Source organism: Cupriavidus basilensis, assembly GCF_029335485.1.
Lineage (GTDB): Bacteria > Pseudomonadota > Gammaproteobacteria > Burkholderiales > Burkholderiaceae > Cupriavidus > Cupriavidus basilensis_E.
In genome coordinates this window covers 1-13,283 of the sequence record NZ_JARJLM010000434.1, presented here as the reverse complement: position 1 = coordinate 13,283, position 13,283 = coordinate 1, and the positions used below count along the sequence as shown (strand labels likewise).

At 66.5% G+C, this 13,283-nt stretch carries 13 protein-coding genes and 1 riboswitch; of the genes, 8 read left to right on the top strand and 5 right to left on the bottom strand.

Translation table 11 applies throughout. The features are described 5' to 3' along the window. Positions 1 to 146 precede the first annotated feature (146 nt). Both P3W85_RS26105 and P3W85_RS26100 read left to right on the top strand, forming a co-directional pair. Positions 147 to 425 carry a type II toxin-antitoxin system RelE/ParE family toxin gene (locus P3W85_RS26105; RefSeq protein ID WP_276266884.1) on the top strand — a complete coding sequence of 93 codons (279 nt, stop codon included), beginning with the start codon at positions 147 to 149 and terminating at the stop codon, positions 423 to 425. A gap of 32 nt (positions 426 to 457) precedes the next feature. Further along, the gene (locus P3W85_RS26100; protein ID WP_035808344.1) at positions 458 to 775 is read left to right on the top strand and encodes a HigA family addiction module antitoxin; all 318 of its coding nucleotides are present in this window, start codon (positions 458 to 460) and stop codon (positions 773 to 775) included. A 35-nt stretch (positions 776 to 810) separates the two neighbouring features. On the opposite strand, the gene P3W85_RS26095 is transcribed toward P3W85_RS26100, so the two are convergent. Genes P3W85_RS26095 through P3W85_RS26080 form a run of 4 tightly spaced genes read right to left on the bottom strand, consistent with a single transcriptional unit; the run spans position 811 to position 6,694 of the window. Next, a complete protein-coding gene (locus tag P3W85_RS26095; RefSeq protein ID WP_276266883.1) occupies positions 811 to 1,767 on the bottom strand; it encodes a serine aminopeptidase domain-containing protein in 957 nt (318 codons plus the stop codon). Positions 1,768 to 1,813: 46 nt separating this feature from the next. Continuing rightward, the gene (locus P3W85_RS26090; RefSeq protein ID WP_276266882.1) at positions 1,814 to 2,872 is read right to left on the bottom strand and encodes a HoxN/HupN/NixA family nickel/cobalt transporter; all 1,059 of its coding nucleotides are present in this window, start codon (positions 2,870 to 2,872) and stop codon (positions 1,814 to 1,816) included. 52 nt (positions 2,873 to 2,924) lie between these two features. Further along, entirely contained in the window at positions 2,925 to 4,433 is a 1,509-nt protein-coding gene (locus P3W85_RS26085) for a PepSY-associated TM helix domain-containing protein (RefSeq protein ID WP_276266881.1), read from the bottom strand. An 8-nt stretch (positions 4,434 to 4,441) separates the two neighbouring features. Further along, a complete protein-coding gene (locus tag P3W85_RS26080) occupies positions 4,442 to 6,694 on the bottom strand; it encodes a TonB-dependent receptor (protein ID WP_276266880.1) in 2,253 nt (750 codons plus the stop codon). Positions 6,695 to 6,818: 124 nt separating this feature from the next. Further along, positions 6,819 to 7,075, bottom strand: a riboswitch (cobalamin riboswitch). 325 nt (positions 7,076 to 7,400) lie between these two features. Between P3W85_RS26080 and P3W85_RS26075 the strand changes: the two genes are divergently transcribed. Further along, positions 7,401 to 8,957 (top strand): methyl-accepting chemotaxis protein, encoded by a 1,557-nt coding sequence (locus tag P3W85_RS26075; RefSeq protein ID WP_276266879.1) that lies wholly within the window; start codon positions 7,401 to 7,403, stop codon positions 8,955 to 8,957. A gap of 55 nt (positions 8,958 to 9,012) precedes the next feature. Here P3W85_RS26075 and P3W85_RS26070 read toward each other — a convergent pair whose 3' ends face one another. Further along, positions 9,013 to 9,495 (bottom strand): DUF2501 domain-containing protein, encoded by a 483-nt coding sequence (locus P3W85_RS26070; RefSeq protein ID WP_276266878.1) that lies wholly within the window; start codon positions 9,493 to 9,495, stop codon positions 9,013 to 9,015. A gap of 63 nt (positions 9,496 to 9,558) precedes the next feature. On the opposite strand from P3W85_RS26070, the gene P3W85_RS26065 reads away from it, so the two are divergent. The 5 genes from P3W85_RS26065 to P3W85_RS26045 all read left to right on the top strand — a co-directional run. Continuing rightward, complete coding sequence (locus P3W85_RS26065) at positions 9,559 to 10,122, top strand: hypothetical protein (protein ID WP_346430292.1); 564 nt, start codon at positions 9,559 to 9,561, stop codon at positions 10,120 to 10,122. Between the two features lie 230 nt (positions 10,123 to 10,352). Continuing rightward, entirely contained in the window at positions 10,353 to 10,520 is a 168-nt protein-coding gene (locus P3W85_RS26060; RefSeq protein WP_276266877.1) for a hypothetical protein, read from the top strand. Between the two features lie 121 nt (positions 10,521 to 10,641). Then, on the top strand, positions 10,642 to 10,878 hold the full coding sequence (locus P3W85_RS26055; protein ID WP_276266876.1) for a hypothetical protein: 237 nt from the start codon (positions 10,642 to 10,644) through the stop codon (positions 10,876 to 10,878). A 266-nt stretch (positions 10,879 to 11,144) separates the two neighbouring features. Continuing rightward, positions 11,145 to 11,993 carry a presqualene diphosphate synthase HpnD gene (gene hpnD, locus P3W85_RS26050; RefSeq protein ID WP_276266875.1) on the top strand — a complete coding sequence of 283 codons (849 nt, stop codon included), beginning with the start codon at positions 11,145 to 11,147 and terminating at the stop codon, positions 11,991 to 11,993. A gap of 82 nt (positions 11,994 to 12,075) precedes the next feature. Next, the coding region (locus P3W85_RS26045; protein ID WP_276266874.1) for a terpene cyclase/mutase family protein at positions 12,076 to 13,283 on the top strand (1,208 nt) is incomplete at its 3' end.

The window sequence follows — 13,283 nt, the reverse complement described above, 5'->3', positions numbered from 1 at the left end:
ACAGTGCTGATGTAGGATGTGCTTTCCTCGGCCGGGCCATGAATATGGAAGTCAATCGCGCAACCCGCGGCTCGGACGGCGCCTCGGGCGCTGGCGTCAGGCTTGCCACTCGTATAGTCAGGCTATACACTTCCGGTGACTCAGCAATGATCAAAAGCTTCGCCCATTCTGGCCTGCAGCGATTCTTCGAGACTGGCTCGAAGGCCGGGGTTCAGCCTCAGCATGCCGAAAAACTTCGGATACAGCTTGGTGCGTTAGACCATGCCGTCAAGCCGGAAGACATGGGTGTGCCCGGCTGGAGACTGCACCTGCTGAAAGGCAGCATGGCTGGACACTGGTCAATCACCGTCAATGGGAATTGGCGCATTACTTTCCGAACCGAGGATGGCGATGCGCTGGTTGTCGACTATCGTGACTACCACTGACACCGCAACGCAACGATACCTAGGAGACCACCATGACTCGGATGCACAAGCCCCCGCATCCAGGCTCGGTCCTCGCCGAATGGCTGGCAGGCCTGGACGATATGACGATCACGGCTTTTGCCGAACACATCGAAGTCACGCGTGCCACGCTCTCGCGTATCGTGAACGGCCACGCGGCAATCACGCCCGATATTGCCATCCGTCTGGAGGAAGCGCTGGGCGCCAGCCGCGAGATGTGGTGCGGCATGCAGACCGCCTACGATCTCTGGATGGCGGCACGGAAACCCCGGAAGCGTATCAAGCCGGTTGCCCGCCCGATCATGGACGAGGCCGAGCCGTTCTGCGCATAAGGGTCCTGCGTGCGTGGGCGATCGCGCCTCCCGCATCACGGATCGATGCCTGCGTCCTGCAACCACGTTGCCATGTCGTTCACGACCTCGGCCATGCGGCTCTGTCCATCGGGTTCGGACAACCGGTGGTCCAGCGCCGGGTAGGTCTTGTAGGTGATGTTGCGTTTGCCCGCCTGATGGAGCCTGGCAACCATGGCCAGGACGGCAGCGGGCGACACCGACTCGTCGGCGCCGGCCTGGATGATCAGCGCCGGCGCTATGCCCGACTGCAGCACGGCCAGTTGATCCGTGTCGAGCGAGTCGCGCCACCAGCGGTAGCCGTGGCCGCTGGCCGTTATTTGCGCCTGCGCCTCGGGCGTGGCGGTGCGGACATGGTGGGCGAAATCACGCATGCCCTGCTTCGATTCCGCCTTCTCCTGCGCGGGGTTGGGCGCGCTGGTGATGCTGTGCAGCACGTCGTCGAGGAACCACTGGCCACCGCCATTGAAGGCGATGGTTGCCGTGACGCGATCCGATCGCGCCGCCAGCAGGTGCGCGACCACAGCCCCCTCGCTGCCGCCAAGGGCGACCACCTGGCGGTAGGCGTGCTGGCGTAGAACTTCGGCGATGACGGTGTCCAGATCCGCGGCGCGTTGCGCCGGGCTGTCGTGGCGAAGATAGGCAGGTGGGCAATCCGCGCGTTCGGGATCGTCGCTGTAGGGCAAGCTGGCGTCGATGCCGTACTTCTCCACCGTCAGAACATCGGCGGCGGGCATTACCCGCACCAGGTAGCGGTGGATCGCCTCGACCCGGGTTACGCTGTTGCAATCGGAACCCTGGATAACCACCAGCAATTGGTTCGCGTGCCTGGAGGCATCTCGCACATCGAGGTAGTAGCGGATCCGCGAGCCGTCCGCGCGGGCCACATCCCGGCCCATCTCTCCCGCACGCGCCCACCCGGGCTGTGCCAGGCACACCAGCAGGCATGCAAGTATCCGCGCTTTGAATTTCAATTGTTCCCCCAAGGCTGGCAGCCGCTTTCGACGTTCGCCAAAGCGCTCACCCCATTCGCACCTCGATCTCATCGTAGCGCCGCACCCGGTACACCACGATCGAGACCAGCCAGCTCAGCACGAACACCCCGATGATCACGTAGCCCAGCATGCCGAAATGCGCGTTGAGCTCGCCGATCACGTTCCACAGCCCGCCTTCCAGGCCGAGCTTGTCGGCGATCAGCCCGAGTGCCTCGATGCCGCCGATCACCACCGCGACGACCACCGAGACCAGCGTGATGGTCATGTTGTAGTAGAGCTTGCGGATGGGCTTGGTGAAGGCCCAGCCGTAGGCGCCCAGCATCAGGATGCCGTCGGTGGTGTCCACCAGCGACATGCCGGCGGTAAAGAGCGCGGGGAACACCATGATGGTCCAGAACGGCACGCCCTTGGCGGCCTCCGCCGCCGACAGGCCGAACAGGGCGACCTCGGTGGCGGTATCGAAGCCGAGCCCGAACAGCAGGCCCATCGGGAACAGGTGCCAGCTGCGGCTGGCGAGCCGGAACAGCGGGCGGAACAGCCGCGACAGCACGCCGCGGTTGTTCAGCAGCAGGTCCAGGTCCTGCTCCTTGAGCGCCTCCCCGCGCCTGACCGCGCGAAACGCGCGCCATACCGAGATCAGGATCAGCAGGTTGAAGAAGGCCAGCAGGAAGAGGAACAGCGCCGACACGCTGGTGCCGATCATGCCGCCCACGGCCTTCATGTCGGCAAAGCGCGTTTGCAGCGCGGCGGCGGCAACGGCAATGCCGACCGACATCAGCGTGACCACGGTGGAGTGGCCAAGCGAGAAGAAGAAGCCGACCGTCACGGGGCGCTTGCCTTCCTGCATCAGCTTGCGCGTGACATTGTCGATGGCGGCGATATGGTCGGCGTCCACCGCGTGGCGCAGCCCTAGCGTGTAGGCCAGCACGGCGGAGGCCAGCAGCATGGGGTGGTCGCGGAACGCCATCAGCGCCCATAGCCACGCGCCGCCGTTGGCGGCAATCAGGAAGACGTACAGCGCAACGGTCTTGCGGCGCACGTCGGCGTCCTGGTCGTTGAAGATGCTGGCGAGGAAACGGAACATGGGGCGTCGGTGGGAAATGCGGAAGTTGGAGTCAATGAGCGGCGGCCGGCTTTCAAGCCCGGCGGCGCCCGCGAAACAATCTGCGCCATCCGATCACCACGCCACTGACGGAGACTACCAGCCCGGCGATCGAAAGCAAGCAGACCACGATGTCCCAGGCGGGGCGATAGCGCAGCAGCCAGCCAAAGTCCCAGCTGTGCGAGGCATTGAACAGCCATCGGTAGACACGCCGGCTGCTGTCGCTGCGGCCCAGCAGGTTGCCGTTGGCGGGGTCGATATACGCCCACGTCCGGGCCGCATCGTCAAAGCGTACGCGCAGCACTGGCAGCTTGCGTGGCTGGTGGTGGCCGTACCAGTAGGCGTCGTGCTGCGTCAGCCATTCGCTGCCGGCGATCCGCGCGCCCGGGACCAGCCGTGCGGCGGCCTCGGTGAGCGTCTCGGCGGACAGCGCCAGCGGGCGGCCCGTGTCGGCACGATAAGCCCGCGTCGTGACAGTCCCGGCATCGGCCGTTGCCACCAGCCATACCGGCAGTCCGGCTTGCCAGGCCATGCGTATCTCCCGCGGCCCGGCCGCCTGGGCCAGCGCGCGCCGGTCGCCAGGCGGGAAGTGCGGCAGGACCTGCCCCGCATAGCGTTCCAGCGCCGGCTGCGTAAATGCCCGGCCCGGAAACCACTGGTTGGGATTGACCGATAGCCAGCCGCTTGCCAGCCATGCCAGCAGGAACAGCGAACCGGCCAGCCCCGCGATATGGTGCCAGGCCATCCAGCCGCGATAGGGCGAGGTGCCGCCGGCGCTGCCATGCGCGAAGCGGCGGCGCACGCGCAGCCGCAGCCAGCCGATCCAGATGCCGCTGACCGCCACCGCGATGCACACGCCGGACGTCCACAGCACCACCTGGCGCCAAAGCGGCGGATCGGCCCGCACCGGCGTGAAATACAGCCAGTGCGGCACCGCGCCGAGCCAGTTCCAGAAGCGCTCCGCGCGATTGGTGTCGCGCATCACTTCACCGGTGCGCGCGGAGACATACAGCTCGGTGCCGGCGGCGTCGTCCAGCGCGATGCGATGCAGCGGGCGCCAGGCATTGAGCCCGTTGGGCACGGTCCATTGGTCGCGCTCGGCGGTTTCGACCCAGCGCGCGGCGGCCGCGCCGGCGAAGCGCCGGGCGATCTCCTGCGCGGCTGGGGCATCCACGGATTCGATGCGGGCCGCGTCGAGCGCCGAGACCGTATGGGGTTTGCCGTCCCAGTCGATCATGCGATAGACCGGCCGGCCACCCATCATCTCCAGCCGCAGGCTGCGGGGAAAACGGGCCAGGCCCGCGCCGGCCATCGCGGCATCGGGCGAGACTCGCACCGCGCGCAGGTCCAGCGGCGGCAGTCCGGCAAGGCGCTCGGCGTCGCTTAGCGCGGGAAAGGCCACGTACATCATCACCAGTCCCGAGAGGAACCACATGGCGATCAGCAGGCAGCCGGCGATGCCGGCCCAGCGGTGCACCAGATAGAGCCAGCGGCGCGTGAAGCGCCAGCAGGATTCCCGCCAGGACAGGGACGTGCTCGCCATGGCCTGGCTCAGAAGTAGAAGCTGGCCGACAGCTCAGCCGCGCGCGGACGTCCCAGCAGCCACTGGGCGCCGCTGTTGCCGAAGGATTCGGCGTAGTCGCGGTTGAACAGGTTATAGACCCGCAGTGTCAGCGCCGTCCTGCGCGACACGCGCCATTGCAGCGAGGCATCCACCACCGTGTACGATGGCATGGATGCCGTATTGGCGTTGTTGGAGTAGCGCTTGCCCACGTAGCGCAGGCCGCTGCCAAGCTGCCATTGCGGCGCGAAGGCCCACGTCAGCCACAGGTTGGCCGCCTGCTGCGGTACGTTTGCCGGAATGCTGCCGTTGCGCGAGACCAGCGCGCCGTTCACCTTCTCCGCGAAGTCGTCGAAGCGGGCACGCAGCACCGTCCCGTTGGCGTCCAGGCGCAGGCCGCGCGTCAGCTCGACGCTGACCGACGCTTCCAGCCCGCGCGAGGACTGCTGGCCCGCCTGCACCGACAGCGTTGGATTGCTGGCGTCGGGGGTGAGCAGGTTCTTCTTGACGATCTGGTAGGCGGCAAAGGTCCATTCGCCCCGCTGGTTCCAGAACGATTGCTTGACCCCGGCCTCGATCTGCCGCCCGGTGGCGAGCTTGAAGTCCTTCTGCGCATCGGAGGTGGAGACCAGCGCGTTCAGCGGATCGGTGGCGGTGGCGTACTGCGCGTAGGCCGAGAGTGCCGGCGTGAACGCGTAAACCGTGCCCGCGCGCCAGGTAATGTTGTTGAAGGTGCGGCGCCAGGCGTCGCCGCTCACCAGGTTACCGCGTTCCAGTTCGGCGTGGTCGAGCCGTACGCCGCCGATCACCGACCATTGCCGGGTCAGCTTGAGACGGTCCTCGCCGAACAGCGCGTATTGCGTGGTGTGGGTGCGAAAGCGCGGCGAGGTGGCGATGCCGGGCGGGTTGATGAACTGGCCCGGATCGAACTGCCACGCACCCACGGTGGATGTGCCGCCATAGGGCGAGTTGCTGCTGTTGGTGAAGTGGATGCGGTTGACATCGAATCCCGCCATGGCGGTATTGGCCATGCCGAACAGTTGCCCGTCGATCTTCAGGTCGGCACGGTCGCCCACCTGTTCCTGGTCGTGCAGGATCTCCAGGTAGTCGGTGCGGCGCACCTGGCCGCTCGCCGGCAGGAACGTGTAGGACTCGGCGTTGCGCCAGTGGCGCTGGCTGGTGAGGTAGTAGAACTGGTTGCGCATCGTGACGCGCTCATTGGGCTGCCATTGCGCGGCGAGCCGGGTCCAGCGGTCGCGATAGGTGATCTCGCTGTCGCCTGCGTTGTAGTTCTTCTTGCGCAGCGTGGTGTCCAGGCTGCCGTCGACCAGCGGCGTGCCGAAGTATTGCATCGGGTGCTGGTCGCCGTCGTCATGGGACAGCGTCACATTGAATGCCGGCGACACGTCCAGCCGTACCGCCGCCGACACTGCGGTGGCGCGCGAGTCGCCCCGATCCACCCAGCCGCCGGAGCGGCCGTAGCTGGCATTGAAGCGGTAGGAGAGGTTCTCGTTGACCGCGCCACCGCTGTCGAAGGCGGCGCGCGCGGTGCGCTGGGTGCCGCCGGTGACCTGCAGTTCGTTGGCGACCGGCGCGCGCAGCGGCTTCTTGGGGATCACGTTGACCACGCCGCCGATCGCGCCTTCGCCAACCATGACCGAAGCCGCGCCGCGCAGGACTTCGATGCGGTCCGCCGACCACGTATCGAAGGGAAAGGTGACCGTGCCGGAAGCTACGTAAAGGCGCGTGCCGTCATATAGCTGCATCACCGAACCCTGTCCGGAGAAACCGCGCGCCGTGAGCGCCGTGCCGCCATTGCCCGGGGTACCGTTGGCGGTGATGCCGGTAGCGCGGGAAACGGCCTCGCGCACCGACAGGTCGCCGCGCTCGCGCACGGTCTCGCCGGAGAGCGCTTCCACGCTGGCGGGTGTCTCGAGCGGGGTCAGGCCGAGCCGGCTGCCGGTGCTGGCGGGTTCCGATAGTGCCAGGGTGGGCGGCTGCGCGCTGCTGCTGACCACCACCGGCGGCAGCACCGTGCCGTCTTTGCGGGAAGACCGCGATTGCGGGCGTTCGGCGGTTTGCGTGTCGTCCGCGGCCCAGGCCGCGTCCGTGCCGAGCGAGGCAAAGGCCCCGAGCGAGAGCGCAAGCGCGCAGTGATGCGCCAGCTTGCGCGAAGGGCGAGCGTAACGCTGCCTGAATGAACCGGACCCGGCGGTGCGGGCAATGCGGGGGCGCGCGGACATGGGCCTTCCATCGTTGACCGCGGGCGACCCCGCCCGGCGGCAATAAACGAACAAGCCGCGGACGAACGCGCAGGGACGGCCGGCGCGGAGCGGGCCGTCTCACGCCTGGCCGCCCGTCCGCAGCCTCGGTGATCGGTCGAAGGCCGGTATCCGGGCTCGCAGGAGGGGCGCTTTCCGCATGGGCGCGTCCGGGGTGTCGCCTTCCCACGCATGATGCGCAGTGGCTGCCGCCGCCAGCTGGCGCGGCCTGACACCTTTCTACCTGCTGACCGTTGCGGGGGCAGCACAGGATTGACCGCGGCATGGCCGGCGGCGCACCTGTTTCCCGTTTAACCCCCGCCGCGCGACGCATGCGGGGGCACCTTCGAACCATTGGCAGCCCAGTTGCAAGTCAATTGCAAATGCGAAAGGGTTGCGAGGCGGATTGTAGCCGTATTCCGGGGTGCTTTGGCATGCATATTTTCCCAGGCATGGTCCGGCCGCGCTCGGCTTTGACGGCGGGAAGGCATGCGCCAGCCGGGAGCCGGGAGGCGAGGTTGATGCATCGCGTGGCCATCTTCGTGTTTCTTGCCTCATCTACGTCGATTTTTGTTTTTTTATTCTGTCTGGTTTCGTTGGACGTTAAAGAAGGCGGGAGTACCTTCCGTTATCCAGTGATGCCGCATGCCTCCCGCATGGCCGGTACCTGTCCATCAAATAGAACGCCATGAATCGTCTGACCTTGCGAAAGAAGCTGTGGATTCCTCTTGTGCTGGCCTGGCTTGGCCTGCTGCTGCTGACTGTGATGCATGCATTCCAGACCCGCGAACTGCAGATGGCGGACCGCCGCGGGGAGCTGGCGAATATTGTCGATATGTCGCTCTCGCTGGTACGCGACTACGCCGAGCAGGCTCGCCAGGGCAAATTGTCCGAAGCCGACGCCAAGGCCCAGGCCATTGCCCGCATTGCCGCGCAACGCTATGGCAAGGATGGCTATGTCACCATCGTCGGCGCGGATTCGGTGCTGGTGATGCATCCCATCAACGCCAAGCTGAATGGCAAGAACATGGCCGACTTCAAGGATGCCAAGGGCAATGCCTTGTATGCCGACATCGCCGCGCGCGGCGCTTCGCCGGAAGGCGCGGGCGCTCTGGACTACTGGTGGCCCAAGCCCGGCAGTGACCAGCCGAGCCCGAAGATCGGCTATGTGGCGCGCTACAAGCCCTGGGGCTGGGACCTCGTCGCGGGCACGTATATGGATGACGTGGAGGCGCAGTTCCGCTCGTCGCTGTATCGCTCGCTCGGGCTGCTGGTGCTGCTCGGCATTGCGATTTCCGTGGTGGCCACGACGTTGATCCGCAGCATCCAGCGCTCGGTCGGCGGCGAACCCGCCACCGCGGCCGCGCTCGCTTTGCGCATGGCCAGTGGCGACCTCACGGCGCGCGTCGCGACCGACCCGGATGACCGCTCCAGCCTGATGTATGCGATCGGGCATATGCGCGACCAGCTCGCGAGCACGGTGGCCGGGATCCAGCGATCGGCGGATTCCATCAGCTCGGCGGCTCAGGAAATCGCAGCGGGCAATACCGACCTGTCGGGCCGTACCGAGCAGCAGGCCGCCTCGCTGCAGCAAACCGCCGCCAGCATGGAGCAGATCACCGCCACGGTGCGCCAGAATGCCGACAATGCCAACGAGGCCAGCCAGTACGTGTCCGATGCCTCGCAGATCGCGCAGCAGGGCGGCAGCGTGGTCAGCCAGGTAGTGGACAAGATGCGCGGCATCACCGCCAGCTCGCGCAAGATCAACGACATCATCGGCGTGATCGACGGCATTGCCTTCCAGACCAATATCCTGGCGCTGAACGCCGCGGTGGAAGCCGCGCGTGCCGGCGAGCAGGGGCGCGGCTTTGCCGTGGTGGCCGGCGAGGTGCGCAACCTGGCGCAGCGCAGCGCGGGCGCAGCCAAGGAGATCAAGACGCTGATCGTCGAATCGGTGGGCCAGGTCGACAGCGGCTCGGCCCTGGTCGAGCAGGCCGGGCAGACCATGGCCGAGATCGTCAACGCGGTCAGTCGCGTGACCGCCATCATGGACGGCATTGCCTCGGCCACTGCCGAGCAGCGCACGGGCATCGAAGAGGTCAATCGCGCGGTGTCGCAGATGGACCAGATGACGCAGCAGAACGCGGCGCTGGTCGAGCAGGCGAGTGCCGCGGCGGCCTCGCTGGAGGACCAGGCGGGCGCGTTGCACCATGCGGTGTCCGCTTTCAGGCTGTCGCCAGCCTGAGCGGCGCCGTCGATGCCCCTGTGCGCCGCCTGCGGCGAGGCGGCTGGCATCCCACCTATAGCATCGATTTGCCCTGGGCGAGGATCTTGTCGCAGACCTGCTTGGTGACCTGCGCCTTGAGGCCGCCGCCGCTCAGGTCGAGCTGCTGGCCGTCGCTGCTGTGCAGGATGCCCTTGGCGCCATCGCCATAGCCGCTATCCGAAGCGGGCGAGCCGCCGAGCTTGCCCACAAGCTTGTCCTTCAGCGAAGCGGCGCCGCCGCCGCTGAGATAGTTGTTCTTGATGCAGAATTCCAGCACGCCGGCGACGTTGCCGGTGCTGCCCGAAGTCAGCGATTGCAGCGATGGCGTGCCGCCCATTCCTCCCAGGCTGCCGCCAAGGCCACCGAGCCCACCGGACGAGGTGCTCCCGGCGCCCTGCGCCGCGCCGCCCAGCTTGTCCTTGAGCATGTCCCCGAGCTGCGCATGCGCGGCCGCCACCGGCAGCAGCATAGCGATCAGGATCGTCACGGCAGTGGTGCGATAGATGCTGGCGTTCATGCGGCGTTCCTCTTGGGGTGGTGAAAACAACTTTCACTATAGCGTGCCGGCAAGGCGTTCTCGGTGTTCGGCGACCTGATCAACGCGCTGGACTTCAATCTCGCCGCGGGCGGCGCGAAGGGCGAAATGGGCGGCGAGCTCAAGGCGAAGGCCGGCGACAGCGTCACCGTGACCATCCGCTTCAAGAGCCCGGACCGGAACAACTTCGAGTATCCGCTCGACAGCGGCGCCAACGTCAACGTGAAGCCGACGGTCGACCACATCGACCTGATCGCAGGGGACGTCACCGGCCGCGCGCAGCCCGGCACGCCTGCCTACAGCAAGGAGACCAACGACTCCACCAAGGTGATCGCCACCTTCACCAAGGCCGACTGGAAGCAGGACAAGGACGGCTACAACGCCGTGAGCTACACCTTCAAGGCAAGCAGGAGCCAGTATTTCCGCCTGCGTGGCACCAACCTTGGCATGAACGTGCCGGGCGAGACGGCGAATGGCAATCCGCTGCCCGACGCGAAGACGGATATCGTGGAGAACACGGCGCGCTTCAATGCCATCAACGCGCGCAACTACAACGATCTCTGGTTCTATTCGAATCCGGTGTTCGTGACCGTGGCGTCGGGTGCCTGAGGAAACCGGGGCCGCCGCTGGCGGCTCTCCCCGCCATGAGAATCGCAACGGGCCCGCCATCGGCGGGAGCGCTACGCGGCACCGCGTCTTGACGAGCAGGTCGAATCGGCTTTCACTAGCGTTTCGGCCGGGCGCGGCAGCGCGCGGCCGTCAGCGGCGCGGTTTGCCTGGAGGAACAGGCATGCGTGCCTGTGCAGTCTCCTGAAGCCAGAGCGAGGACACGGATCACCATGGCCATCACCACCAGCGTCAGAAAAAAGAAGAAGTATCGCAAGGCAGTGCTGAACCTGCGCGCCGCCATCAAGCGCGGCAACGAGGAAGCCATCCGGATTCGCCGCGAGCAGTTGAAGGCATTGCCCGTGCCGCGGCAGCGCTACGCCCGGGCTGCCACGAGCTGACCGGGCCGCGCCGCGCATGAAGAAAAACTGCGCCGGTGCGTGCTCCGGACCACATTAAACATCCGGGCCGGCAGCCTACACTGAGGTTATCCGTCAAAGGATGCGTTGGGAGGAGGCCGCCATGAACAAGCTGAGGTCCAGCCGGTTACTTGAACGCATCTCGCCGCTTGTCCTGGCAGACTTGCGGCGCATGCATGCCGCGGCCGAAACCGAGCGCGGCAGGTTTGCCCATGGAGAGCGTGGCAGAAACCTCGAAAATCGCGAAAACTGCGTGCATCTCGTTGAATGGGCGCGCTATGACCCCGAGCGCGGGGCCTTTGTGATCGAGTCCCGCATCCTCGTCCCGCGCGCCAAATAGGCGCTAGCCAGCAATATCGGCTTGCCTTGTGTCTTATGGGGCACTATCTTCCACGAGGCGCGGTGGAATGAACATGTCTTTTGCAGCATTTTTCCGATCCATCCCTCGACGCCTCTTCACCGCCTGCCGGCCTTGCCCATGGCCAGACTTGGTATAATCGCCCCCCATCGCAAACACGCCGCCTTGTGCCGCGCGCATGCCATGCCGAGGCAAGGGCCCGGCAAGGCATTCCGCAGCAGGGCGGTTCACGCGTGACGAGGAGTTACGTGGCCGGAACCGAAATCGCAGTGCAAAACGTCCCCCTGGCGGGCAATGCCGTATCCTCCGGCAGTTCATTCCACGCCGCCCTGAAGATCCTGCCCGCTGCGCAGCGCGAGGCGATGTTCGAGATCTATGGCTTTTGCCGCGCCGTCGACGATATCGCCGATGGCGATGGCCCGCGCGCCGCGCGCCTTGCCGGGCTGGACGCCTGGCGCGCGGATCTTGCCGCATGCTATGCCGGCGCGCCGCCGTCCGCGTTGCGTGGACTGGCCACCCAGATCCAGCGCTTCGGGCTGATTCAGGATGATTTCCTTGCGGTGATCGACGGCATGGCCATGGATGTCCTTGCCGATATCCGCGCGCCGGATGCCGCCACCCTCGATCTCTATTGCGATCGCGTGGCAAGCGCCGTGGGGCGGCTTGCCGTGCGCGTGTTCGGCATGGAACGCGATAGCGGCATCGCGCTGGCCCATCATCTCGGCCGCGCGCTGCAGTTGACCAATATCCTGCGCGATATCGACGAAGATGCGGGACTGGGCCGCGTGTACCTGCCTGCCGAGGCATTGGCGAACGCGGGCGTGCCGATCGGCACGCCGCACGCGATCGTCGGGCATCCCGCCATTGGCCAGACCTGCCTCGAAGTGGCGCGGCAGGCTCAGGCGCACTATGTCGAAGCTTTCGCTATCATGGCGGGTTGCCCGCGCCGTGTGGTGCGCTCGCCGCGCATCATGGGCGAGGTCTACCACGTCGTCCTGCGGCGTTTGCTGGCCCGCGGCTGGGCCAGCCCGCGGGCGCGGGTCCGGGTGCCGCGCGCGCGCCTGCTGTGGATTCTGCTGCGGCACGGCTTCGTCTGAGGCGATCCCGAACGGTTTTGCGGACCTGCGGTATTGCAGTTGTTGCAGTTGTTGCGTTGTTGAAGAGAGGGCATCGAGACCGATGAGCCAAGTTGTACTGTCCCCTAAGCCGCTTGCGGCTGAACAGGGTGCGCCGGAGCACGGCGAGCTGGAAGGCACGCTCAGCCGCGCGCTGGACGCCTTGCTGGCAACCCAGCGGCCCGATGGCCACTGGGTATTCGAGCTGGAGGCGGATGCCACGATCCCGGCCGAATATGTACTGCTGGTCCATTATCTGGGCGAAACCGCGGATAACGTGCTGGAAGCGCGTATCGCGCGCTATCTGCGCCGGATCCAGAACGCCGACGGCGGCTGGCCGCTGTTCCATCAGGGTGGCTCCGACATCAGCGCCAGCGTGAAGGCGTATTTCGCCCTCAAGATGATCGGCGACGACACCGATGCCGAGCATATGCGGCGTGCCCGCGAGTCCATCCACGCGATGGGCGGGGCGGAGGCCAGCAATGTCTTCACCCGCACGCTGCTCGCGCTGTATGGCGTGATGCCGTGGCAGGCGGTGCCGATGATGCCGGTCGAGATCATGCTGCTGCCGCTCTGGTTCCCGTTCCATCTGTCCAAGGTGGCCTACTGGGCCCGCACGGTGATCGTGCCGCTGCTGGTGCTCAACAGCCTGCGCCCCCAGGCAAGGAATCCGCGCGGCGTCGGCATCGACGAATTGTTTGTCCGTCCGTGCCAGGCAGCCCGCCTGGCGCCGCGGGCACCGCATCAGAATCGCGTCTGGTTCAGCGTGTTCCGCGTGCTCGACGCCGGGCTGCGCGTGGCGGAGCCGCTGTTCCCCCGTGGCCTGCGCCAGCGTGCCGTCGCCCGTGCGGAACAGTTCGTGCGCGAACGGCTGAACGGCGAGGATGGCCTGGGCGCCATCTTCCCGGCCATGGCGAATGCCGTGATGATGTTCGACGTGCTGGGCGTACCGCGCACCGATCCCGACGTGGCGGTGGCGCGTGCATCCATCGAGAAGCTGCTGGTGGTGCACGGCGACGAAGCCTATTGCCAGCCGTGCCTGTCGCCGGTGTGGGACACCTCGCTCGCCAGCCATGCCCTGCTTGAAGTCGGAGGCGCGCGCGCCGAGGCGGCTGCCGAGCGCGGCCTGCAATGGCTGCGTCCCTTGCAGGTGCTGGACGTGCGCGGCGACTGGGTGGTGCGTCGTCCTGACGTGCGCCCCGGCGGCTGGGCGTTCCAGTACGCCAATCCGCACTACCCGGATGTCGACGATACTGCCGTGGTCGCCATGGC